Source organism: Flavobacterium collinsii (assembly GCF_902804485.1).
GTDB lineage: Bacteria > Bacteroidota > Bacteroidia > Flavobacteriales > Flavobacteriaceae > Flavobacterium > Flavobacterium collinsii.
Genome location: NZ_CADCST010000058.1, coordinates 45284 through 68635, shown reverse-complemented (window position 1 = coordinate 68635; position 23352 = coordinate 45284). Strand labels below are relative to the sequence as shown.

Annotated in this window: 16 protein-coding genes; 7 read left to right on the top strand and 9 right to left on the bottom strand. The window is 35.5% G+C overall.

Going from position 1 to position 23352, the window contains the following annotated elements:
- Window positions 1–608 precede the first annotated feature (608 nt).
- The 4 genes from FLA105534_RS03215 to FLA105534_RS03200 form a co-directional block, all read right to left on the bottom strand.
- The gene (locus FLA105534_RS03215; protein WP_173964608.1) at window positions 609–1577 is read right to left on the bottom strand and encodes a YheT family hydrolase; all 969 of its coding nucleotides are present in this window, start codon (window positions 1575–1577) and stop codon (window positions 609–611) included.
- Between the two features lie 305 nt (window positions 1578–1882).
- Window positions 1883–2845 carry a sodium-dependent bicarbonate transport family permease gene (locus FLA105534_RS03210; RefSeq protein WP_173964607.1) on the bottom strand — a complete coding sequence of 321 codons (963 nt, stop codon included), beginning with the start codon at window positions 2843–2845 and terminating at the stop codon, window positions 1883–1885.
- Between the two features lie 113 nt (window positions 2846–2958).
- Window positions 2959–3912 (bottom strand): L-threonylcarbamoyladenylate synthase, encoded by a 954-nt coding sequence (locus tag FLA105534_RS03205; protein ID WP_173964606.1) that lies wholly within the window; start codon window positions 3910–3912, stop codon window positions 2959–2961.
- A gap of 32 nt (window positions 3913–3944) precedes the next feature.
- Window positions 3945–4244 carry a hypothetical protein gene (locus tag FLA105534_RS03200; protein WP_173964605.1) on the bottom strand — a complete coding sequence of 100 codons (300 nt, stop codon included), beginning with the start codon at window positions 4242–4244 and terminating at the stop codon, window positions 3945–3947.
- Window positions 4245–4632: 388 nt separating this feature from the next.
- Here FLA105534_RS03200 and FLA105534_RS03195 point away from each other — a divergent pair, with 388 nt between their 5' ends.
- Window positions 4633–5556, top strand: a complete 924-nt coding sequence (locus tag FLA105534_RS03195; protein ID WP_173964604.1) for a LysR family transcriptional regulator — start codon at window positions 4633–4635, stop codon at window positions 5554–5556.
- Between the two features lie 315 nt (window positions 5557–5871).
- Here the strand turns inward: FLA105534_RS03195 and FLA105534_RS03190 are convergent, their stop codons facing one another.
- The gene (locus FLA105534_RS03190) at window positions 5872–11175 is read right to left on the bottom strand and encodes a zinc-dependent metalloprotease (RefSeq protein ID WP_173964603.1); all 5304 of its coding nucleotides are present in this window, start codon (window positions 11173–11175) and stop codon (window positions 5872–5874) included.
- Between the two features lie 532 nt (window positions 11176–11707).
- Here FLA105534_RS03190 and FLA105534_RS03185 point away from each other — a divergent pair.
- Entirely contained in the window at window positions 11708–12124 is a 417-nt protein-coding gene (locus FLA105534_RS03185) for an acyl-CoA thioesterase (protein WP_173964602.1), read from the top strand.
- Window positions 12125–12663: 539 nt separating this feature from the next.
- Here FLA105534_RS03185 and FLA105534_RS03180 read toward each other — a convergent pair.
- Both FLA105534_RS03180 and FLA105534_RS03175 read right to left on the bottom strand, forming a co-directional pair.
- Window positions 12664–13356, bottom strand: a complete 693-nt coding sequence (locus FLA105534_RS03180; protein WP_173964601.1) for an SIMPL domain-containing protein — start codon at window positions 13354–13356, stop codon at window positions 12664–12666.
- Window positions 13357–13409: 53 nt separating this feature from the next.
- Complete coding sequence (locus FLA105534_RS03175) at window positions 13410–14048, bottom strand: rhomboid family intramembrane serine protease (RefSeq protein ID WP_173964600.1); 639 nt, start codon at window positions 14046–14048, stop codon at window positions 13410–13412.
- A gap of 113 nt (window positions 14049–14161) precedes the next feature.
- Here FLA105534_RS03175 and FLA105534_RS03170 point away from each other — a divergent pair, with 113 nt between their 5' ends.
- The gene (locus FLA105534_RS03170) at window positions 14162–15034 is read left to right on the top strand and encodes a lysophospholipid acyltransferase family protein (protein ID WP_173964599.1); all 873 of its coding nucleotides are present in this window, start codon (window positions 14162–14164) and stop codon (window positions 15032–15034) included.
- A gap of 155 nt (window positions 15035–15189) precedes the next feature.
- Here the strand turns inward: FLA105534_RS03170 and FLA105534_RS03165 are convergent, their stop codons facing one another.
- Window positions 15190–16419 carry a ligand-binding sensor domain-containing protein gene (locus tag FLA105534_RS03165; protein WP_173964598.1) on the bottom strand — a complete coding sequence of 410 codons (1230 nt, stop codon included), beginning with the start codon at window positions 16417–16419 and terminating at the stop codon, window positions 15190–15192.
- 141 nt (window positions 16420–16560) lie between these two features.
- Entirely contained in the window at window positions 16561–17949 is a 1389-nt protein-coding gene (glmM, locus tag FLA105534_RS03160; protein WP_173964597.1) for a phosphoglucosamine mutase, read from the bottom strand.
- A 184-nt stretch (window positions 17950–18133) separates the two neighbouring features.
- On the opposite strand from glmM, the gene FLA105534_RS03155 reads away from it, so the two are divergent.
- The 4 genes from FLA105534_RS03155 (at window position 18134) to FLA105534_RS03140 (ending at window position 23337) form a co-directional block, all read left to right on the top strand.
- Window positions 18134–18721 (top strand): acyl carrier protein phosphodiesterase, encoded by a 588-nt coding sequence (locus tag FLA105534_RS03155; RefSeq protein WP_173964596.1) that lies wholly within the window; start codon window positions 18134–18136, stop codon window positions 18719–18721.
- Between the two features lie 52 nt (window positions 18722–18773).
- Window positions 18774–20459: a gamma-glutamyltransferase gene (ggt, locus tag FLA105534_RS03150; RefSeq protein ID WP_173964595.1), complete on the top strand. Its 1686-nt coding sequence runs from the start codon at window positions 18774–18776 to the stop codon at window positions 20457–20459.
- A 76-nt stretch (window positions 20460–20535) separates the two neighbouring features.
- Entirely contained in the window at window positions 20536–22320 is a 1785-nt protein-coding gene (locus FLA105534_RS03145; RefSeq protein ID WP_173964594.1) for a chloride channel protein, read from the top strand.
- A 63-nt stretch (window positions 22321–22383) separates the two neighbouring features.
- Window positions 22384–23337 (top strand): Fic family protein, encoded by a 954-nt coding sequence (locus tag FLA105534_RS03140; protein ID WP_173964593.1) that lies wholly within the window; start codon window positions 22384–22386, stop codon window positions 23335–23337.
- Window positions 23338–23352: the final 15 nt, after the last annotated feature.

Below are 23352 nucleotides of genomic sequence, written 5' to 3'. Positions count from 1 at the left end.
GTCAGTATTTCAGTGAACGTCTATCGCTGTTGCGGGTGCAAAAGTAGTCACTTTATTGAGTTCTGCAAGCTTTTTATCGAACTATTTTTGATCTTTTTTTAAACTTTACCTTAACACTCTGATAACACCCCTTTTACAAACTAAACTATTTTCAGGTTTGAAAGGTTTTTCTTTAGTGAATTAGATTCAATACTACACCTTCCTTCGAAACACCCCTATTTTACTAGTCTCGCAAAGACGCAAAGGCGATAAGTTTTGCTTTTTTGCCTTATTTCCTTTTGAAAACCCATGCCCTAGCCCCGATAGAAGTGGAAATCCTTTTGCTTTTTCCTTTAAAAAGCAAAAGATTGAAACCAATAGCGGGAGAAAGCTACTAAATATGCCAAATCTCAAATTCCAAATCTCAAATTCCAAATTCCAAACCTCAAAGCTTCAACTTCGATCAGCTGAACAAAATCACTCCTTAATATATAGGAATAAAAATAACCAACCCGACAGGTTGAAAAAACCTGCCGGGTTGGTACTATATATAAGTAGGTATTTAATTTAAACTATCGATAACTTCTTTTGTGATGTTTATTCAATTACACCTTCTACAATACTAAATACTATGCAAGACCTTTAAAGGATTCAAAAAACTCGTAAGCCCTTGTCTCTACATAGGAATACGCTGAATTACGCAGTGGAAAAGCACAGTGCCCTCCATATTTTGGAGTTTCCAAATAAACATACACGCTATCCTGGGCTATAGCTCTGGGATAACACCTTTCTCCCAAAAAAGGATCGTCTAATGAATTAATAATTAAGACCGGAATTGTAATGTTTTGAAGAGAAAATTCCGGAGAAACGCGCTGGTAATAGTCGTCCAGGCTTGCAAATCCATGCAGTGGTGCCGTAAAGTACTGATCGACCTCATCAAACGAGGATATTTTATCAATCTGATCGCGGTTTATAAAATCAGGAAACTGTGCTGCCTTGTGTTTTAGCTTTCTCTTAATATCAATTGTAAAGTTCTTCAAATAGACCCTGTTAAAACCTTGCTTGAGTACAGCAGCACTTGTTGCTATATGAGTTGGAACAGAAATAGAAACCGCTGCTTTTATCCGTTCGTCGATTTTTGTCCACCCTAAATAATTCAAGAGCTGAACACCTCCCATTGAATATCCAATTAAGTAAACATCTTCGAATTCTTTTTGCAAAACAAACTGTACAACTTCGTCAAGATCATCCACCGCACCGTGATGATAAAGTCTTGGGAGACGATTCATCTCTCCTCCACAGGTGCGATTGTTCCATGCAAAAACGGAAAAACCCTTTTCCTGAAAATAAGCTGCACAACTATTATTATATGTTCTGCGCGAATCACCTTCTAAACCATGGCACAGGATGACTGCTTTTTTAGAATCGTTTATAACAAAGTCGATATTTATAAAATCTCCATCACTTAGCTCATGTTTCTCTCTTGTATATTCGGGAACATCATACTTTTTAATCAAGGCAGCATAAATAGTAGAAATATGCCTATTGCGATGAATAATCGAAGGTAAATTATATTCTGATTGTTCAATTAATGGCATGATCGGCTAGTTTTATGATACTATACAAATCTAAGAAATCAATCAACATTAAATTTAATACTACCTATTTTATTTCTCTTTTAAAAATAATGAATTAAAAGAAGCTATATTGCAAAAGGTAAAATCAGAGCATTCAAGTTAATGTACTACCAAGAAACAGAACTTTAATGTATAAGGAATTAAAGGGTTAGCATTTTTTATAGACCTATATAAACATAATGCGTACCGTTTAAAAGTAAAAACACTTATTTAGAGCAGGTTAACTCGTTTGCCCTTTAATTCCCATAAACTAGTGAAGGGTAATTTTAAAAATTTTGCACAATTAGAAAATAAAGCGGAAGTCCTATTGTTATATTGATAGGAAAAGTGACAGCGAGAGCCATTGGCAAAAACAATCCGGGATTTGCCTGAGGAACTGTAATTTTCATTGCCGCAGGAACCGCAATATAAGAAGCACTTGCTGCCAATATAGCAAAGATAAAACGATTGGTTATATCTGTGGTTACGAACGAACTCAATACTGCAAAAACACAGCCGTTAAGTAAAGGGATCAAAATTGCAAAAAGAAAAGGGAACCATCCGAAAGAAAAGAAGGATTTCATTTTTTGTCCGCTTGTTATTCCCATATCCAGTAAAAATATAGCTAAAAATCCTTTAAATAAATCATTTGTAAAAGGTTCAATTCCCTGTGCCTGCTTTTCGCTTGCCAGATAACCAATCACTAAACTTCCCAGAATAAGCAGCACACTACCGTTAGTTAGAGAATGTTTTAATGCTGAACGTTTTTGAATAGAGCTGGATTTATCTTTATTGAAGAAAGAAATCAAAACCAACCCGATAATAATAGCCGGAGATTCCATTAAGGCCATAATTGCCACCATATGACCGTGCAGTGCTAATTGTTGACTCTCTAAAAAGGAGACCGCCGTAACAAAAGTAACTGCACTCACAGAACCATATGCCGCAGCAATAGCACCGGCATCGTAAACGCTTAATTTTCTTCTAAGAATGAAAAAAGTATAAACCGGAATTATTCCCGAAATAAAAATTCCGAATAACATTGACCAGAGGATTTCATTTGTAAAAGCTTCGTGAGATAACTCCTGCCCTCCTTTAAAACCAATTGCAAATAGTAAATAAAGTGAAATGAATTTAGATGAGTTCTTTGGAATTTCGAGATCACTCTTTAAGTACGCCGCTATAATACCTAATACAAAAAAGAGCAGTGCAGGATTGGTTAAATTTTCAAGTAATAAATTAAGATTCATACGTTTGTACTTTTTAAACTTTTAGGTGTGTTTTCTTTGCTGTAACTGCTGCTTTGCCCCGTGGACAAAGCAGTACTATTGTCTGATTTATTATACAGAAACTCCCATATTCTTTATCTTTTTGAAGCTCTTTCAAGTCGATCGTTAATTGTTTTCCCAAGATCGTGATCCGGGAAACGTTCTGCGATTATAATGTCTAGTGCCATAGCATCTAATTCATGAAGTGCTGCATATAATTTTGAAGCCGCTTCTTTCAGGCTACCAGTAGGAGAAAGAACAATTTGGTATTTACTATTTTGATCTTCCCTATGTTGTCTAAATACCAACAATCCTATTTTTTTATCTGAAAATTTGCGAATTGATTCTGAAAGGTTATCCGTTAAATGTAAAGCTACTTTAGGCGCATAATGTTTTGAGAGCATACCTGGAGCTTCGGGAGTATTTTCTTCTTTATTATAAAGCGTTGCCGGCCCTGCAACATTTTCTATTTCTTCTTTAGAAATTGCCCCCAAGCGATAGATCACAAGACTTTCTCCTTTAAACCCAATAATAGTAGATTCTATCCCGGCTTTACAGGTCTCTCCATTTAAAACCAATGGGAGCTCGTCTTTAAAATAGGCATCAACATGCTCGGGAGTAGTTGGACTAATAGAACCAAATGGATTAGCACTGGGAGCTGCCACGGGAAAATCTAATTGATGTAACAGAGATAATGCTACAGGATGATTAGGGATTCTAACGGCAACGGTTTCGTGCCCCGCTGTGATGAGCTCAGGAACGTCAGGATGTTTTTTTAATAGCAGAGTGAGCGAACCCGGCCAAAATTTGTGTGCCATGATTTTTGCTAGCTCAGGTATTTCAATGGCTACTGTGTCCAAATCTTCAATCTGTTTGATATGTACAATCAGCGGATTGTGTAATGGTCTTTGTTTAATGCGGAATATTTTATGAACAGCCTTGGTACTGTAAATGTTTCCGGCTAAACCATAAACAGTTTCCGTTGGAAAACCGATTACATCCTCATTTTTTAATATCTCGGCTGCGAGTCCAATATCGTTGCTTATCATATTTTTTTTATTTTCCCTTCTGACTGTCAGGACTAATTTTCTTTTGCTGTTTGTTGAGCTTCGACTGTTAAAAAGATGTCGTTGTCTATTGTAATCTTTAAGTTTTCTTTAGTTGCGTAGTTTATAACTTCTGAAATTACCTCCTTACTTTCGGTAAGTTCTGTGATTCTCTTTAAACTAATTTCATCAAGATTTCCGGAGCGTTCGTCGTCACTAAAGTTTTTTAGGTTGTGAAAATTTATTTTCGCATTGATCAGGTTGAATAAAATTTCTTTGGCTTCTTCGTTAGAATAGGATCCTTTAATTAATTGAATTTTTTGTGTGTTTTTCATGTGTGATAATTAAGTTGATAATGTTGTTACCGGATAATAACCGAATAAGATTTAATAGCGCTAAGATGATTATGGCATCTGAGAGTCTTCTGAATAATAGATTTTCAAATAATACAGCCCCCATAATTGCTGTAATCAGACAGATTATGCAAAACAGAATCTTAAAAACAGATCCTTTTTGTTTCACTTTTTTTGATTTTTCTTTTTCAACCATTTGTTTTTTTTTATGATTTGTTCTTTTAAAAGTCTGGTTCTAATTTTAAGATTAGGCGATTTTTGCACTTCTAGCCTTTCTTAGAAAGATTCAGATCTTAAGCGCTGGCAAAGTTGATTCTTTATGTTTATAAATTTTTATTTATATTTGTAATACTATACATTAAATATTTTTATGAACTATACATTGCATCAGCTTCATATTTTTTTAAAGGTTGTCCAGACACAAAGTGTTACCAAAGCTGCAGAAGAACTCCATTTGACACAGCCTGCAGTTTCTATTCAGCTCAAAAACCTTCAGGATCAATTTGACATTCCGTTGACGGAGGTGGTGAGCCGAAGATTGTGTATTACCGATTTTGGGAGGGAGATTGCAGAAATTGCAGAGAAAATAATAGATCAGGTAGAGACTATCAATTTCAAAACAATGGCTTATAAGGGACAATTGACTGGAAAATTAAAAATCTCAGTTGTCTCGACCGGTAAATATGTAATGCCATATTTTCTGTCCGATTTTATGAAAGAGCATTCAGGAATTGAGTTGCAGATGGATGTGACGAATAAAAGTAAAGTGATTAGTAGTCTGGAAAAAAATGAAGTTGATTTTGCCTTGGTTTCAATTCTTCCCTCAAACTTGAATATTGAGAAATTAGATTTACTTCAAAATAAGCTGTATCTGGTGAGTAATACTAAAACGAAGTTCAAAAACACCAAAAATTCGAATGAGGTACTCCAGAATATGCCTCTTATTTTTAGAGAAAAAGGATCCGGCACCCGACAAACGATGGAGCGTTTTATTGATCGAAATGCTATTGTTATTGACAAGAAAATGGAGCTTACGTCTAATGAAGCGGTTAAACAGGCAGTAATTGCAGGATTAGGTTGTTCTATTATGCCTTTAATTGGAATTAAGAATGAGTTACACAATCAGGAGCTGCAAATTATTCCTTTTAAAGGATTACCCATTAAAACTACATGGAGTTTAATATGGCTTAAAGGAAAAAAACATTCTCCGGTTTCCGCCTCTCTTCTGGAGTATATGAAACTGGAAAAAACTTCTATTATAAAAGATAAATTTAGCTGGTACGAGGGATCATAAACCAAACCTGAACTCTCATAAGTGAGGCTTTAATGTTTAAAATTATAAAAGCCCCTTGAGTCTATTACTTAAAAAAAAGTGGCTGTCAATTTTTATCTGACAGCCTCTTTTTAGGTCAAAAAGTTTTTTTTTAATAGAGTACCCCAATATTGATAATAAATAAAAACTAATCCCCAACCGATTAAAAGCAAAACAGTTGATTTCTTAAGCTCAATATATTTATCATAGACAAAAATGCATCTGTTACTTTGACAGTATCTTTATTAGCCAGGCATTTTAGTTTACTTCAAATGATTTCATCTAATGGGTTAAAATTTAATATTTTATTATCTTTTTAACTGACTGAACTTTACCGTCCACTGTCACTTTTAAGAAGTAGAAACCAGTGGTGAAATTACTGCCATCAATAGTTATCGAATCAGCAGACTCATCATATGATTTTGTGAATATGTTTTGCCCTAAATTATTATAAATAAACACTTGTACTTTTTTCCCTAAAAATGAAGCAGAGCTAATGTTTATTGCCTCATTGAACGGGTTTGGATATTGGGTATAGCTAACTTTAGTTTCAAAATCGACAGTTCCCAAAGTAGGAAAAGTAAAACTATCAACTGTAGCAGGTGTTGTAATTAAAGCCTGCGGTCCTGCACTATATGCATATCGTATTACTGCAAAACTTTTCCCGTCTGTACTTACGGCCGCTTCAAAATAACCATAATAAGAAATGCCATTTTTAACAAACGCAAACCCTATGAATCCCGTTTTTCCATTCCAGTTATTGTAAGCAGGACTGCTAATCATTGCATCTCCCAACAAATTCCAATTGTTGCTTCCTCCAATTGTCTGGTTGGTTCCAATGAAACTAATTGAACTTGTTCCTGTTTCACTTACTAAACCGTTATTGGTCAAAAATTTCAAACCATCTTCACCATACTGTAGCTTAAATTCGGTCTCATTTCCATCGGCCTCAGCCGTAATCCTAAAGGATCCTAAAGGATTTAAAGCCGATACTATAATAGGGCTTGGCAAATCTACTTTAACTACGGTATAAGCATTTGTAAAAGTAAATCCGGTAGTAAACGATTTGTATTCTAAAACTGCCACTCCCCCAGTAATTGCTGCGTCCAAAAAGGTTATTGCCGCTGTAGTTGTGTTTGCAGTTTCATGCGCAGCTGCCTTACCTCTATAACTAACCTGAACAGTAGTATTGTTTACGACACTGATCTGGGCGGTTAATCCTGATGGCAAACCTGTTACGGTAAAATCTGTTCCCTCAACTAAATTTCCTGAACTTTTTGTAAAAGTTCCTCCATTTGTGGTCAATTGTACTTCTACTGTAGTATTAAAAGTTCCTTCGTTAGCTAATTTATCTTCAGCAATTACAGCCGGAGTATTGGTCAGCTTCACCGAACCTAATTGGAAAGGTGTCGTAATTGCAGCATTAGGAGCCGTATTATAAGCATATTTACCTATAGAATAACTCTGACCGTCGGCATTGACAACCACCTCAAAATAGCCATAATAGGCAACTCCGCTTTTAGTGTATTTAAAACCAACGAACCCCGTTTTGCCATCCCAGGCTGTATAAGTACCACTTCTTAAAGTAGGAACTCTTGTCCCGTTCCAATTGCTAGTTCCATCAATTGTAGTATTATACCCCAAATAGGAAATATTGTTACCTCCGGTTTCACAAACTAAATCTTTGTTATATGTTTCCAGTTTTAGACTACTACCCTCGACATACAATCCATAATCGGCATTATCAGCATCTGCTGTAGTTCTGAAAAAATTCCATGTACTACCTCCAACCGCTACCGTTAATGGAGCTGGCAAATCGACATAAATAATTTTATACGCATCGATATAAGTAAAATTAGTAGTAAAATGAGCTACATCCAGTTTAGCAATTCCGCCTGTAATGGCAGGATCTAAAAACGTAACGGTCACTGTGCCTGCATTTAGCACTTCATTTGATACCGCTTTACCGGAATAAGTTACCTGCGCTGTGGTACTACTTGTTATATTGATGTTAGCTGTCAAACCTGAAGGTAAACCTGCTATAGTATAATCAGTACCTTCAACCAGATTGCCCTGGCTTTTTGCAAAAGTTCCGCCATCGATTGTCAATGCTACGATAGTACTGAAAGTACCATTGTTACTGGACACATCTTCAGAAATGCCAGCCGGTACATTAGCAATATGAGCAAATAAAGCTGGAGTTGTGATAGAACCTTCCGGTGCTGTATTATAAGCATATTTATCGATGGTGTAACTCTCCCCGTCTGCGCTTACAGTTGTTTCAAAATAACCATAAAACGAATGTGCGTCTTTTGTATATTTAAATCCGATGTACCCTTTTTTACCGTCCCAAGCCGTATACGAACTACTTCTTAAAGTAGGAACTCTTGTTCCATTCCAATTGCTCGTTCCGTTAATGGTAGTGTTATAGCCCAAATAGGAAATATTGTTTCCTCCGGATTCACAAACCAAATCCTTATTATATGTTTCCAACTTTAAATCGCTGCCTTCCACAAATAGACCATAACTTGCATTATCCGCCTCAGCTGTAATATTAAACGGATTCCACTTCGAACCAGTAACCGATACGGTAAAAGGAGTTGGTAAATCGACATAAACAATTTTATAAGCATTCTTAAAATTAAACTTAGTCGTAAAATTATCACTATCCAAAATAGCAGCTCCTCCGGTAATTGCAGAATTCAGGAAAGTAATGGTTGCGGTGCTTGAATTTGTTGCTTCATTGGCCGTTGCTTTACCAGTATAACTTAACTCTGCTGTTGTGCTATTTAGTATCACAATTTCAGCTGTTAAACCTGCAGGTAATCCTGTTACCTTAAAATCTGTTCCCTGAACCAAACTTCCTGAACTTTTTGTAAAAGTGCCGTCGTTTGTGGTAAGCTGAATGGTTACTTTTGTATCAAAGCTTCCATCATTACTCAAAGCATTTTCGGTGATCTCGTCTGGTGTATTGGCCAAATGAACCGAAAGATCTACCGGAATATCTTCGGTGTTGATACCCGCTCCAGGCTCAGTGTTATAGGCATATTCTAATAAAGTATAAGACGTTCCTTTAGCATTTACTTTTACTTTAAACCAGCCGTAACAAGCCTCTCCCGCAATTGTAAAGGTAAAACCAATATAACCGGTTTTTCCATCCCATGATTTATAAGAAGCATTTCTTAAGTTGTGCAGATTAGGATAACTGCCTCCTTCAACAAAATTACTGCTACTATTGATCAATTGATTCGCTCCAATCAAAGTCATATTTAAAGAGCTACCCTCGCAGACAATTGATTTGGTATAGGTTTCTAATTTAAGATCTCCTTTATCGACAAAAACGCCATAATCCTGTTGATCCGCATCGGCTGTAATTCTAAAGAATTTCCAGGTATTTACAGCATCTGCTGAATAATTCACGTCTTTTACATGTACGATGGCGTAAGGATCTCTGAAATTAACTTTGACAGACGCAACAGAACTCGACAACCCTCCTGTGCCACCTGTAACAGACGCATCTAAAAATGTTACCACCACTGAAGCACTGTTATCTTTTAAATGAGCAACAGCATTTCCGGTGAAAGCCAATTGTACTTCGGTATTGCTAATCACGTTTAGCTTAGCCGTCAAACCTGCCGGAACTCCACTAATCGTATAATCGACTCCGGGAATTAGTTCTCCAGAATTCTTAACAAAAGTTCCGTTATTAGTCGTTAACTTAAGAGAAGAAGTTTGCGAAAGACTTCCATTATTGGCCGCTGCTTCGAAAAGGACAACCGGAGAGACACTTAAAGCAACTTTATCCGTCATTCCGGTGTAGATTGTTCCTCCCGGTTGTGTATTATAAGCATACTCTATAATACTGTATCCCGAACCATCTGCCTTAACAACAGCCTTTAACCATCCATAACATTTTTCTCCATCAACGCTGTATTCAAAACCAAAATAATCTGTTTTTCCATCCCAAATTGTATAAGACGGCGTTCTTATATCTAATTGATTTGGATAAGCTCCCGGTCCTGTAAAATTACTGCTAGCATTAATTGCAGTATTAAAACCAAGAGGTGTAATATTATTTGTTCCTGCATTAGTTACCAGTCTTTTTCCATAAGTTTCTACTTTTAAATGATTGGCTGCAAATCTCCAGGCACCATACTTTACATCATCTCCTTTTTCAACCAAAAAAGCTTTCCATGTAGAAGTTGATGTAACCGTCATATCAGGGATATCAACAAAGAAAATACCATAAGGATCTCTAAATTTAAAATTCCAGCTCAATCCATCGCAAAGCATACCGCCCACCCCTCCGGTCAAAGCAGGAGCTAACAAAGTGATTCCGCCAATAGTAGTATTACTTGCCTTATGGCTTACTGCTGTCCCAATAATAGTAACCGTAGCCTGATTACTACTATTGATCACAATTACGGCGCTTAAACCAGCCGGTAAATTAGCATTAAAATCAACCCCCGAAGTTAGCGTCCCGCTTGACTTAGAAAATGTAGTTCCGTTTAAGGTAATACTGGCACTACCAGAGATCGTTCCGTTATTAACAATATCTTCTTTAAAACTTGTGATATCAGAAACCAAACTGCTTCCCGTGGTATTAACACCGGTCGCAGTTAAATTTTGTGCCGTCCATAATGTTCTTCTTGCGGGATGCTGTAAAGCGGCCAACATTCTTACCACCTGTCCTTGAGTAAACATTTTACTGCATCCTTGCGCAGCATTATATCCCATATAATTTTCGATATTTACTTTGTCACCGTCACAATTTGTTCCCGGTACACAGCCTAAGGAGTGTTTTCCATCTTCTTTTGGAGTATCGTCTACCTCATCGGTGCCAGTACAGCCACCATCAAAAGTGTGAATCAAATTCAAAAAATGTCCAAACTCATGCGTAAGTACTGATGCAAATTCTTTATTTGTGTTCTCTCCCAAATATGCACCATTATAAACACATCTTGCCAAATTATTATCAGACATCCAGGAATCCGGGTACCAACAAACCCCAGAATTATTGGTCGCTCCATCGGCATACAGATCGTTTTGAATGTAAACGTTCATGTACTTATAATTGTCCCATGCATCTGCCTGAATCTGGTTGTCGTAACCGCCTCCGTTACCATATCCATTTTTCTTTCTTTCAAAAATTACTCCCGTAGTACATTTTCCGCTAGGATCGATTTGTGCCAGCCTGAACTCAATATTTAAAGTTCCTCTTCTGGCCTGGAAAAAAGGCTCAACTGTATTAAAGTCATCATTCAATCCCTTAAAATCCTCATTAAGATTTTTTAATGCAGCTTGTATTTTTTGAAGTGTAACCGATTTACCGTTGAATGAAGTTCCGTACACATGAAAGACAACCGGTATGATGTAGGTCGTATTTTCGGAACTCTTTCTAGTACTCATCTTTTTAGCATACTCTTTACTAAAAAGATTAAAAGCTTTATTCTCTTTTAAAGAACCGGGGTGATTCTTCAATTGCAATTCATTGACCTCCTTTGTGCGACAGCTGTGCGAAGGCCCAATTAAGTCTTGTGCTCTAATTCCCTGGGCGCTCCAGAGACAACACAACACTAATAAAAGTAGTTGCTTTTTCATAATACTTGTTTTTGGTTATATTTTTTGTTTTTTAGTTAATTATTTGCAATACATGTAGTTTAAATCTTAATTTATTAAGATTTAAACCTAAATATTTGACCTGTGTTACAAATTTATCTTTCAAATCTAACCCTAACCCAAGTGTTATTTTTATGTTATATTATTATCAAATGATATTATATTATTGTTTTTTGCTCTAATCTTACTTTTTAACACAATTAATCTTCATTCTTACAATTAAAATCAAAACATGTAAGTGTGTTTTTTCGTTTAAAAAGACACTAAAAATCAGCGGTTTAATTGGTTCTAAAACTTTATGCTTTTTCTATTAATAAGCTCAAATTTTAAATGCTGGCAACTTCACTTCGTACTATCGAAAATTGTAGTACACTTTCAGATTTGAATTCTCTTATTCTAAACTAAAAGTTTATACTTTAGATCTATTTTTACGTGAAAACTATCTAAAAAACAAGAATTACATCGTAATAAACTGTAAGGAAATACGTTTAACACATTCTAACTTTAATTATATATGGAATATTTAAAAAATTACACTGTTGCAGAAGGACACATAGACGTACAAGGCATTATGGACGGCTTATACTACCCATTTTATATGGAAGAATGCCGTCATGCCTTTATAAAAGATATTTTAGGTTTTGATTTTGTACAACAGGCAGAAAACGGCGTGTTTATGGTTTTATCTGAATACAGTATCAAATTTATCCGGTCGTTAAAAAAAGACGATAATTTTGACGTCAACTGTGCTGTTTATACTGATGCTCAGGGATTGCCTCGTTTACATTTCAAACAATCGATCATTAAAAACGGAAAAATAATGGCTTCAGCAGTATTTACGGGGACTTGTATTCCTGCTACAGGAGGCAGACCTTATTTACCTGAAGAATTGAAAGCGAATTTTGTTGATGCACCTTCATTACAGCTATAACCAGAGAAAAATCTCTTTTATGTAAAAACACAAACAGAGTTCCCTTAGCATTTTGAGATATAGAAAAAAGCTGAAAATAGCCATAAAAAAGGGCTGAAAGCCTAAAAGCATTAACATGGTGCGAAGCACTATGAATTAAAGCAAGGACTGGTGCACCCTGAAAGAGCGAGAGCAAACAAAATCTTTTTTATTAAAAAATCTCTTTGGAAAACATAATATAAGTCAATTTCTCTTCTTTGGGATTAGGCTTATCCCCTTTCAGGGCTCAAAACAATCATTATCAATGTCCTTTCATAGTGCTTCGCACTATGCTATTTCTAAGGCTCATTCAGAGCGATAGATAGTAATAAATAGGTTCGTAAATGTGTCAGGTTGTGCAATGCTTCCCTTACCGCAAAGCCTTTTTAAATTGCAAAACTCTCGGCATCAAAAAAATATCTTGCTATAATACCTAAGAGTCGTTAAAACAAAAAATCCCAAACTCCATTTTTAAATTGGAATTTGGGATTTGTAATTTGAGCTTTATTTTTTTATTAGATCTACTCTAGAACAAAGCTTACACTTACGTTGGCTGTAATTTCAATTTCGCCAATTGCAAGCGTTTCGTTTTCAGCACCACCGTTAGTATCCATAGCCATTGATTTCATAGCTGCATACATTGGTCTTGGATTGTACACCTGAGAATTGTCTGAGATTGTAATAGCTTTACCAACTTTTTGTCCTAAAACTGAAACATAATCTTCTGCCTTTGCCTTAGCATCTTTAATGGCTAATTTACGAGCTTCTGATTGGTATTGCGCTAGTTTAGAAGACTCAAAAGTAACGTTATCTAAACGATTGATTCCCTGCTGAACTAAACCTTCCATTACTTCATCGTATTTAGATAAATCTTTCAATACAATTTCTACAGTCTGAGTAGCATTATAATTTGTTTTCTTTTTTTCGTAATCGTATTGCGGATTAAGTGAAACTTGTTTTGTTTTATAATCAGCAACAGGAACATTCATTTTTTTAATGAATTTCAAAACAGCATCGATTTTTTCATCGTTTTGTTTTTTGACATCTTTAGCATTATTCCCTTTTGTCTCAACCGTAGCTGAAATACAAACCTGATCTGGTGCTATTTTTATCTTTCCTTCTCCACTTACATTGATTTGAGGAATTTGTTTGGTTTCTTGTGCGTACGACATAGACATAAACATGATTGTTAAAAATAATACTACTTTCTTCATTTTTGTTATATTTAAATTATTTGATTAGTGACCTTTCAAAAGTTGTGCCATTGTTACAATTTTCCCAATTTGGCCATAACGAAAAGGATCAAAATTGGGATTGCCAACAATATCACCATCATGCTATGATCTACAAATAAGGAAGGTTCTTTGATCAAAGTTATCAAATATCCTCCAATAGCACCTCCAAAATGTGCTGTATGTCCGATATTATCATTTTTAGCCTTCATACCGTATATAGAATATAATAAATATAAAATTCCAAATAAATAAGCTGGCATTGGTATGACAAAAAAGATCCCCAACATCATATCCGGCTGCAACAATATCGCAGAGTACAAAACTCCTGTGACCGCACCCGATGCTCCTACGGCTCTATAACTATAATCGTTTTTATGGAACAACATTGTTAATAAACTCCCGAAAATTAAACTTCCGAAATAAATCAACAAAAAAGAAAAATTACCCAACCATTGCAATACCACCGGAGCAAAAAACCAAAGCGTCAGCATATTAAAAAGCAAATGCATCATATCGGCGTGTAAAAAACCAGATGAAAGCATTCTTATTTGTTCTCCTGAGCGAATACTTCCTACATGAAACTCATATTTTCTAAAAAAAGCAAGATTATTGAAACCCTGGTAACTAATCAAAACATTGGCAACTATAATTCCAATCAAAATGGTATTCATAAAAAACATTTAATGTGAATTGTAAATATAGTCATTCTTAAACATATGTTAGCATCAATCCAAAATATCGATCGTAATTCATTTTTGCTTTATATTTGTAAAAAAAACAATACATGCAATTTCTCGTTTATATAATAGCCTATCCTTTTCTATGGCTTATCTCTATTCTCCCATTTCGATTATTTTACTGGTTTTCTGATTTGGTCTGTTTTCTGATTTACAGAATCGTAGGCTATCGCAAAAAAGTAGTTCGAGAAAACTTAAAACTTACTTTACCACATTTAAACGATGCTGAGCGAAAAGAAATCGAAAAGAAATTCTATAGCCACATGTGCGATATGTTTCTGGAAATGATCAAAACGATGAGCATTTCGCCTGAAGAAATGGAAAAAAGATTTAAGACTACAAATATTGATCTTGTAAATGAGTATGCAAAAAAAGGTAAAAGCACCATTCTGGTAGCTGCGCACTACGCCAGTTATGAATGGCTTTTAACTATGAACACAAAAATTGCTTTTCAGGGTATAGCAGTCTATAAAAAAGTGGCCAATCCCTACTTTGATAAATTGGTTCGAAAAATACGTTCTAAATACGATACCGAATTAGTTGAAACCAGAAAAGCAATTCCAACAATGGCTCAAAACCAACGTGATGGAATTTTAAGTATGTATGGTTTAGCAAGCGATCAATCGCCAAAACTGGATCGAATTTTTCACTCGATGAAGTTTATGGGAATCGAAGTTCCAGTGCATACAGGTGCCGAAATGCTGGCCAAAAAATACGATCTAAGTGTTATTTTTGTAAAAGTAAAAAAAGTAGCCAGAGGTTATTATGAGGCTACCTTTGTACCAATCGCCGATAATCCAAATGATTACGAAAACTTTGACATTACTGAAAAGTACTTAAGAGAAGTAGAAAAACAAATTTATGAAGCCCCTGAATTCTATTTATGGACACACAAAAGATGGAAACATAGGATAAAGTAATTTTTTTTTATGAAATGTGAGATGTAAAATGTGAATTGTGAGTTTTTGGTGTTCAAACCTAAAATACTCTTTCACTTTTCACTTTTGAGTCTTCAAAATAAAAAACACCTTTTTCGTAAATGAAAAAGGTGTTTTTTGTTTATCAAAATGAAATTTTACCATTTCCATATTTGTGGTTCCTCTTTCCAGATTAAAAGTCTAAATTCTTCATAATGATTTCCATTTCCAATTGTATGTTCATCACGATGTCCTTTTCCTAAATGAAGTTTGTGCAACATTCCTGAACAAGAACCAACCCAAAGGGTCTTTTCATCATCTGATATAGTCATACTACTTATTGTTGAGCCTAAATAATGTCTCCAAATTTTCTGTCCATTCTTATCGAAAGCTTTGATATAACCATAAGCATCACCCAGAATGTAGTAGTCAGAAGTTGCGAGTCCCGAATAAACCCTCATTTCATCATCAATTACTACATAGTCGTCACTATCGGTATACGCTTCGATTTTGATTTCTTTTAACTTAGCACTGTCAACACCAATGGTGATTCCATTATAAAAATGACAGGAATTTGTAATTAATTGTTCATCATCTTTTGAAAAAAGGCAAAAATGAGGATATGATGACTGCGGGCCAATCTCACTAATTTTATTTCCTTCATTATCCAAAATAGCATGATCTCTACCTTGATCTCCAACTACAATATATTTATTATCATTAGACAATGCCCCATTTTCCATATCAATACGAACTCCCCCATCCTCTTCATCATCAATTGGATGAATCAATTTTTCTTCGCTTTCGGAAATTAGATAAATTCCTTCTACACTTACAAAAAGTACTTTTGAACCGTCATTAAACGGAATCAATTCTGTAATCCCCACATTTGCAATATCATTCAAAACAAATTCACGAATAAACTTGCCATTCCAATCTTTAAAGAGAGATATTTTATTATCTAAAGCAATAGCAAAAACATTTCCTTTTTTCGATTTTCCAATAGCCCTGATTTCCGAATCCAGTTCCGAAATTTTATCTCCATCCAACAAATATGCTTTTCTTTTCTCATAAGGAGCTCCTATTAGAAAAACAATCTTTTGGTCATCAATAAAAAAAAGCTGATTAATACCCTGAGATTGTTTTTCTATAAATTCAAAAATAGGCATATTTGATGGAGGAAATTCTAATCTGAATTCGTCAACTCTGCCTTCTAAATTTGCTTTTCTTAACAACTTTAAAACATCTTCACCCAAATGATTCCGAATATCATCAGGATCTTCACCTTCCCAATTTTCCCATCCGTTTTTCTCACCAAAATCTACCATTTCGTTTACCTCTTGGGCATATTCTTTCCCTTTTGTAAACCACTCTTCCTGAATATTCATTTCTATATTTTTTTTAATCTTTTACATGAAGCAAACATACAAGTAAAAACCTACAAAACAAAACTGCAGATAAAATCATAAATAAAAATGCCTCTTTCGAAATTTCAAAAGAGGCATTTTTTATGCTTCAAAACTTAAGAATTAAATTCCTGCGATCGCTTTTATTTCATCAATAATTCGAAGTGCCAATACATCGGCTTTTTCCTGAGAAGGAGCTTCTGTATAAATCCTGATAATTGGCTCTGTGTTTGATTTTCTTAAATGAACCCATTCTGTAGCAAAATCAATTTTCACACCATCAATTGTACTGATATCTTCGTTTTTGTATTTTTCGGTCATGGCTTCCAAAATTGCATCAACATCGATTTGTGGTGTTAATTCAATTTTATTTTTACTCATATAATATTCAGGGTAAGAAGCTCGTAATGCCGAAACTGACATTTTTTTATTTGCTAAATGCGTCAGGAACAAAGCCACTCCTACCAAACTATCTCTTCCATAATGAGATTCCGGATAAATAATGCCACCGTTACCTTCACCTCCAATAATAGCATTGTTTTTCTTCATTAACGCTACTACGTTTACTTCACCTACAGCACTTGCTTCGTATTTCCCACCATGAGCAACGGTTACGTCGCGCAAAGCACGTGACGATGACATATTTGAAACTGTATTTCCAGGAGTTTTACTCAACACATAATCCGCACAAGCTACCAAAGTATATTCTTCTCCAAACATTTCTCCATCTTCAGAGATAAATGCCAAACGGTCTACGTCCGGATCAACAACAACTCCTAAATGTGCTTTCTCTTTCACAACCAGTTCAGCAATATCCGTTAAATGTTCTTTTAAAGGTTCCGGGTTATGAGGGAAATGCCCGTTTGGTTCGCAGTATAATTTTACAACTTCAACACCCATTAATTCTAATAATTTTGGAATAATGATTCCGCCAGAAGAATTTACTCCATCAACAACTACTTTGAACTTTGCAGCTTTTACTGCTTCAACGTCTACCAAAGGCAAGTTTAAAACCTCGTCGATATGGATATCCATATAAGCGTCATTTATGGTAATTTCACCTAAACTGTCAACATCCGAGAAATCGAAAGCTTCTGCTTCGGCAATTTCAAGAATTTTAGCACCTTCTTCTCCGCTTAAGAATTCACCTTTTGCATTCAGCAGCTTTAAAGCATTCCACTGTTTTGGATTGTGAGAAGCCGTTAAAATGATTCCTCCATCTGCCTTTTCTAAAGGAACAGCTACCTCTACAGTTGGTGTAGTAGAAAGCCCAAGATCAATTACATTAATTCCTAAACCTATTAAAGTATTCACTACAAGGTTATGAATCATTGGCCCCGAAATTCTGGCATCACGACCAATTACTACTGTAAGTTTTTCTTTTGATGTATTGTTTTTCAGAAAAGTTCCATATGCCGATGCAAATTTCACAGCATCAACAGGAGTCAGGTTATCTCCTACTTTTCCACCGATTGTTCCTCTTATTCCTGAAATTGATTTTATTAAAGTCATTTTTGTGAGTTATGGTTATTTTTTGTCACAAATATAGAAAAGTTACTAAGATTCTAAGTTGCTAAGGTTCTAAGTTTTCAGATTTTAAATACGAAGTGATCTATCATTCCTTAAAACGATGTCAAAAAGTTTTCATACTTTTACTAAAATAACTTAGTTTCTTAGAACCTCAGGACCTAAACAAATGAATTTCCTAGCCCATATATATCTTTCCGGCGAAAACGATCTGATCAAAATTGGCAACTTTATGGCCGATGGAATTCGCGGAAAACAGTTTGAGCATTTTCCGGAAGATGTTCAAAAAGGCATTCTTCTACATCGATCTATAGACACCTATACCGATTCGCATGATGTTTTCAGGCAAAGTACCAAACGTTTACATGAAAAATACCATCATTATGCCGGTGTTATTGTCGACATTGTTTACGATCATTTCCTTGCAAAAAACTGGGAAAAGTACTCTGATGAAAAATTGGATCGTTTTGTTAACCGATTTTACAGATCTTTGCATGAAAATTATCCCATTTTAACAGAAAAGACGCAAGACTTAATGCCTTATATGATCAAACAAAACTGGCTTTTGAGTTATCAGACTGTTGAAGGAATACACCAAATTTTAACTCAGATGGACCGAAGAAGGTCGAAAAACCAATCCAATATGCAATTTGCCAGTGCAGAACTAGTCGAATTCTATCCGGAATTTGAGCGTGAATTTACACTCTTTTTTGAAGATATAAAAAGCCATTCCAGTCAAAAATTACTTTCTCTTTAATAACGCTTTTTACAGAGAAAGCACCAATACTACATTTTAATTTTACATCAGCATGAAAAAAATAACTTTCTTAGTTACCTTAATCTACATTAGCTGTACCGCACAGCAAAACCCAATAAAGCCAACCGGACTTGTCGTTTCAAAAGCCATGGTGGTTTCGGCACGTGCAGAAGCTTCAAAAGTTGGAGCAGACATCATGAAAAAAGGTGGTAATGCCTTTGACGCAATGGTCGGTACTGAATTGGCTTTGGCTGTTGCATTCCCATATGCAGGAAATATTGGCGGTGGTGGTTTTATGGTTTACCGAAAAGCCAATGGCGAAGTGGGCTCACTGGATTACCGCGAAAAAGCACCTCTTGCTGCAACAAAAGATATGTTCCTGGATAAAGATGGAAATGTCATTAAAGGAAAAAGTACCGAAACAGCTTTAGCAATTGGAGTTCCGGGAACTGTCGCCGGAGTTTTCGCTGTTCATAAAAAACTAGGATCTCTTCCGATGTCCGAAATATTAAAACCTGTTATTGCCCTTGCCGAAAAAGGTGTAATTGTAACCTTAAAACAACAAAAGCAACTGGAAGCTTATCATGACGCCATTGTAAAAGTGAACGGTCCGAATACACTTATGGCCGGAAAATTCAAAGAAAACGACACGATCAAATATTCTGCTCTGGCCAGTACTTTAAAACGCATTCAAAAGAATGGAAGAGATGAGTTCTATAAAGGTCAAACTGCTAAAACCTTAGTAAATTATATTCAGAAAAAAGGCGGTATCATAACGCTTAAAGACCTTGAGAAATACGAGGCCAAATGGAGAAAACCACTACAGTTTGACTATAAAGAATTAAAAATTACTTCAATGGCACCACCAAGCAGTGGTGGAATTTGTCTGGCTCAAATTATGAAAATGATTACTCCTTATGACTTATCCAAAATGGGACATAATTCGGTAGAATCCATTCAGGTTATTGTTGAAGCCGAGCGAAGAGCATATGCAGACAGAAGTCAGTTTTTAGGTGACCCTGATTTTGTAAAAATTCCAATGAAAGCTTTGCTATCTGATACGTATTTAAAAGACAGAATGTCGAGTTTCAATACCGAAAAAGCCAGTTTATCCTCTGAAATAAAAGAAGGAAAAGTAACGTACAATGAAAGTACTGAAACTACTCACTATTCTATCGTTGATGCACAAGGAAATGCTGTAGCTGCAACTACCACAATAAATGACGCATTTGGATCTAAATATTACTGTGACGAGCTGGGTTTCTTTTTAAACAATGAAATGGACGATTTTAGTGCAAAACCCGGATCTCCTAATATGTTTGGTTTAGTAGGAAATGAAGCCAACAGTATTGCACCGCAAAAAAGAATGCTAAGCTCAATGACTCCAACGATTGTCGAAAAAAACGGAAAACTGTTTATGGTGGTAGGTACTCCGGGCGGATCGACTATTATCACTTCTGTATTACAGGCAATTTTAAATGTATACGAATACAATTTAAGCATGCAGGAAGCTGTAAATGCTCCCCGTTTTCACCACCAATGGCTTCCGGATCTGATTACATTTGAACCTAATGCCTTTAGCAATGTTACAATTGACAAACTAAAAGCAAAAAACTATCTGATCAATGAAAAAAATGCTCCTGTAATTGGCAAGCTGGACTGTATCCTGGTTCTTCCAAACAATTCTCTTGAAGGTGGTGCTGATTTTCGTGGAGACGATACAGCGGTTGGTTTTTAATATTAGTTCTCTATTTTCGTGAGTTTTCAAACATTATAGACTAAATTTGTATTCTCCCTAACCTTTTACAAACAGCATGCTAAAAAAATATTTTAGAAAACTAGAAAACATTATCGCTTTAGGACAATCGTTAATGACTCCAAAGCAATTTATTTTCCTGTCAAGCGTTTTAATTGGTATCTCCTGCTCTCTGGCAGTAATTGTTTTAAAAACTTTTGCACATAGTGTTTTTTCATTCGCCACTTATATCAATGGAATTTTAAAACTGAGTTTTATTAACAGTATACTTCCAATTATTGGTATTGTACTTACTGTTTTTGTTGTCAAAAGAGTTCTAAACGGTAGCATCGAAAAAGGAACATCACAAATATTGTATGCTGTTGCAAAAAAAGCGAGTATTATTCCCAGAAAACAAATGTATGCCCAAATCGTTACCAGCTCCTTAACGGTTGGTTTGGGAGGTTCTGCGGGTCTTGAAAGCCCCATTGTGGTTACAGGAGCCGCTTTTGGGTCAAATTTTGCTCAAAATTACAGATTACCTTATAAAGACCGGACTTTACTGATTGGCTGTGGTGTTGCAGCTGGAATTGCCGCTGCTTTTAACGCTCCTATTGCCGGAGTTCTTTTTGCAATTGAGGTTTTGCTGGTAGATGTAAGTATTTCAGCTTTTACTCCTATCATGATTTCGGCCGCAACAGGGGCTTTAGTTTCGGCTATTGTTTTGGACGAAACGATTTTATTATCCTTTAAAAAACAGGAAGCATTTAATTATCATAATATTCCATTTTATGTACTTCTGGGAATTTTAACCGGTTTTATGGCCGTTTATTACGCCCGAAATTTTCAAAGAATTGAGCATTATTTTGCCAATCTAAAAATGGGAGCCTACAAAAAAGCATTAATAGGAGCTTCGTTATTGGCCTTACTAATTTTTGTTTTCCCAACACTCTTTGGAGAGGGTTATGAAAGTATAAAAACACTATCCGAAACCGATCCCGGAAAAATATTAAACAATACCCTGTTTGAAGATTTCAGAAACAATCAGTGGGTTTTATTATTATTTGTAGGATGTACCATGATGGTCAAAGTTTTTGCCTCGGCATTAACTATTGGTAGCGGTGGAAACGGTGGTAATTTTGCACCTTCCTTATTTCTAGGATCTTATTTAGGTTATTTTTTCTCTAAATTCATTAGCCTTATCGGTTTATCAAAACTGCCAATCAGTAATTTTACAATGGTTGGAATGGCGGGAATTTTAAGTGGATTGTTTCATGCACCTTTAACCGCTATCTTCTTAATTGCTGAAATCACGGGAGGTTACAGCTTAATGATTCCGCTGATGATTGTATCATCAATCAGTTTTGCAATTTCAAAACGTTTTGAAAAATATTCACTAGACGTTAAAGGTCTGGCTAAAAAAGGACACGCTTTTACAAGTAATAAAGATTCAAATATTTTATCAACTTTAGATATCGACACCATTATTCAATGTGACTATCTAACAGTACATCCAGAGGAAAACTTAAGCAAACTGGTCGATCTTATTTCCCACTCCAACCAGGTGGTTTTTGCAGTTGTAAACAATGAAAAAGAACTTGTTGGTATTGTTCATTTTAACGATATAAGGGAGATTATTTTTAACTCTTATCGTGTCAAGTACACTTTAATTAAAGACGTCATGAAAACACCGGCAGCTACCATTTCTTCTACTGACAGTATGGAAATTGTAATGAGCAAATTTGAAATATCAAAAACAGCATTCCTTCCCGTTATCCGAAACGAAAAATACTATGGCTTCATCTCCAAATCTATAGCACTTGAAGCCTATAGAACCAAGCTGCGTTCTATGACAATTGAATAGCCTTAATATCGGATACGTTATTTTTTTGGATTATCCGATATTAAGAAGTACCTTTGGTGGGTAATGTGGAATATAGACTTAACATATAGAACTGAATTTCAATCAACATTTGATCGATTGTATCAAAAAAGGCTTGATCTGCAAAACAGCAGACCACTGCCCAATATTGCTTTGCATAAAATTCGAGAGAGTTTATCTTTAGAATGGACATACAACTCGAACAGCATAGAGGGAAACACCATGAGTTTGCGGGAAACCCAAATGGTCATCCAGGAAGGCATTACCATCAAAGGAAAATCACTTCGGGAACATTTTGAAACCCATAATCATGATAAAGCTATTGATTATCTATATCAAATTGTAGACGATACGTACAAACTTCGAAGCATCGATATTTTGTCTATTCACGGATTGATTTTACGTTCTATTGAAGATGATTTTGCCGGTCGTTTACGCAACGGAGGTGTCCGCATTTCCGGAGCTAATTTTATGCCTCCCAATGCAAACAAAGTTTCAGATTATCTTGATGAACTAATCGATTTCATCAATACAAATCCATTAGAACTGAACGATATTGAACTGGCTACGATTTACCATCATAAACTAGTTTGGATTCATCCTTTTTTTGATGGAAACGGGCGTACAGTTCGTTTGAGTATGAATTTATTACTAATGCGTTGTGGTTTTCCGCCTGCCATTATTCTTAAAAACGATCGAAAGAAATATTATGAAGCACTCAATCAGGCTAATAACGGTAATTATCAAAAACTAACCCTTTTGATGTGTCAGGCTTTGGAACGTACTTTAAATATCTACCTAAGTGCAATGCCCGGCAATGATTATGATTATCAGAAAATATCTGATATTGTAAGTGAACCAGAAACTCCATACGGTCAGGAATATGTAAGTTTACTAGCCAGAACAGGCAAAATAGACGCTTATAAAGAAGGCCGAAACTGGTACACCACCAAAGAAGCCATCGAAGAATACATGCTTACCCGAAAAAGAAAACGCTAACTTTGGTTAGCGTTT

Coding starts and splice junctions, on each gene's coding strand:
- FLA105534_RS03205 (WP_173964606.1), bottom strand. CDS start 3,912: ATGATAAGCAACGATATTGGACTCGCAGCCGAGATATTAAAAAATGAG.
- FLA105534_RS03155 (WP_173964596.1), top strand. CDS start 18,134: ATGAATTTCCTAGCCCATATATATCTTTCCGGCGAAAACGATCTGATC.
- FLA105534_RS03175 (WP_173964600.1), bottom strand. CDS start 14,048: ATGAATACCATTTTGATTGGAATTATAGTTGCCAATGTTTTGATTAGT.
- FLA105534_RS03170 (WP_173964599.1), top strand. CDS start 14,162: ATGCAATTTCTCGTTTATATAATAGCCTATCCTTTTCTATGGCTTATC.
- FLA105534_RS03145 (WP_173964594.1), top strand. CDS start 20,536: ATGCTAAAAAAATATTTTAGAAAACTAGAAAACATTATCGCTTTAGGA.
- FLA105534_RS03195 (WP_173964604.1), top strand. CDS start 4,633: ATGAACTATACATTGCATCAGCTTCATATTTTTTTAAAGGTTGTCCAG.
- FLA105534_RS03185 (WP_173964602.1), top strand. CDS start 11,708: ATGGAATATTTAAAAAATTACACTGTTGCAGAAGGACACATAGACGTA.
- glmM (WP_173964597.1), bottom strand. CDS start 17,949: ATGACTTTAATAAAATCAATTTCAGGAATAAGAGGAACAATCGGTGGA.
- FLA105534_RS03190 (WP_173964603.1), bottom strand. CDS start 11,175: ATGAAAAAGCAACTACTTTTATTAGTGTTGTGTTGTCTCTGGAGCGCC.
- FLA105534_RS03165 (WP_173964598.1), bottom strand. CDS start 16,419: ATGAATATTCAGGAAGAGTGGTTTACAAAAGGGAAAGAATATGCCCAA.
- FLA105534_RS03140 (WP_173964593.1), top strand. CDS start 22,384: ATGTGGAATATAGACTTAACATATAGAACTGAATTTCAATCAACATTT.
- ggt (WP_173964595.1), top strand. CDS start 18,774: ATGAAAAAAATAACTTTCTTAGTTACCTTAATCTACATTAGCTGTACC.
- FLA105534_RS03210 (WP_173964607.1), bottom strand. CDS start 2,845: ATGAATCTTAATTTATTACTTGAAAATTTAACCAATCCTGCACTGCTC.
- FLA105534_RS03200 (WP_173964605.1), bottom strand. CDS start 4,244: ATGAAAAACACACAAAAAATTCAATTAATTAAAGGATCCTATTCTAAC.
- FLA105534_RS03180 (WP_173964601.1), bottom strand. CDS start 13,356: ATGAAGAAAGTAGTATTATTTTTAACAATCATGTTTATGTCTATGTCG.
- FLA105534_RS03215 (WP_173964608.1), bottom strand. CDS start 1,577: ATGCCATTAATTGAACAATCAGAATATAATTTACCTTCGATTATTCAT.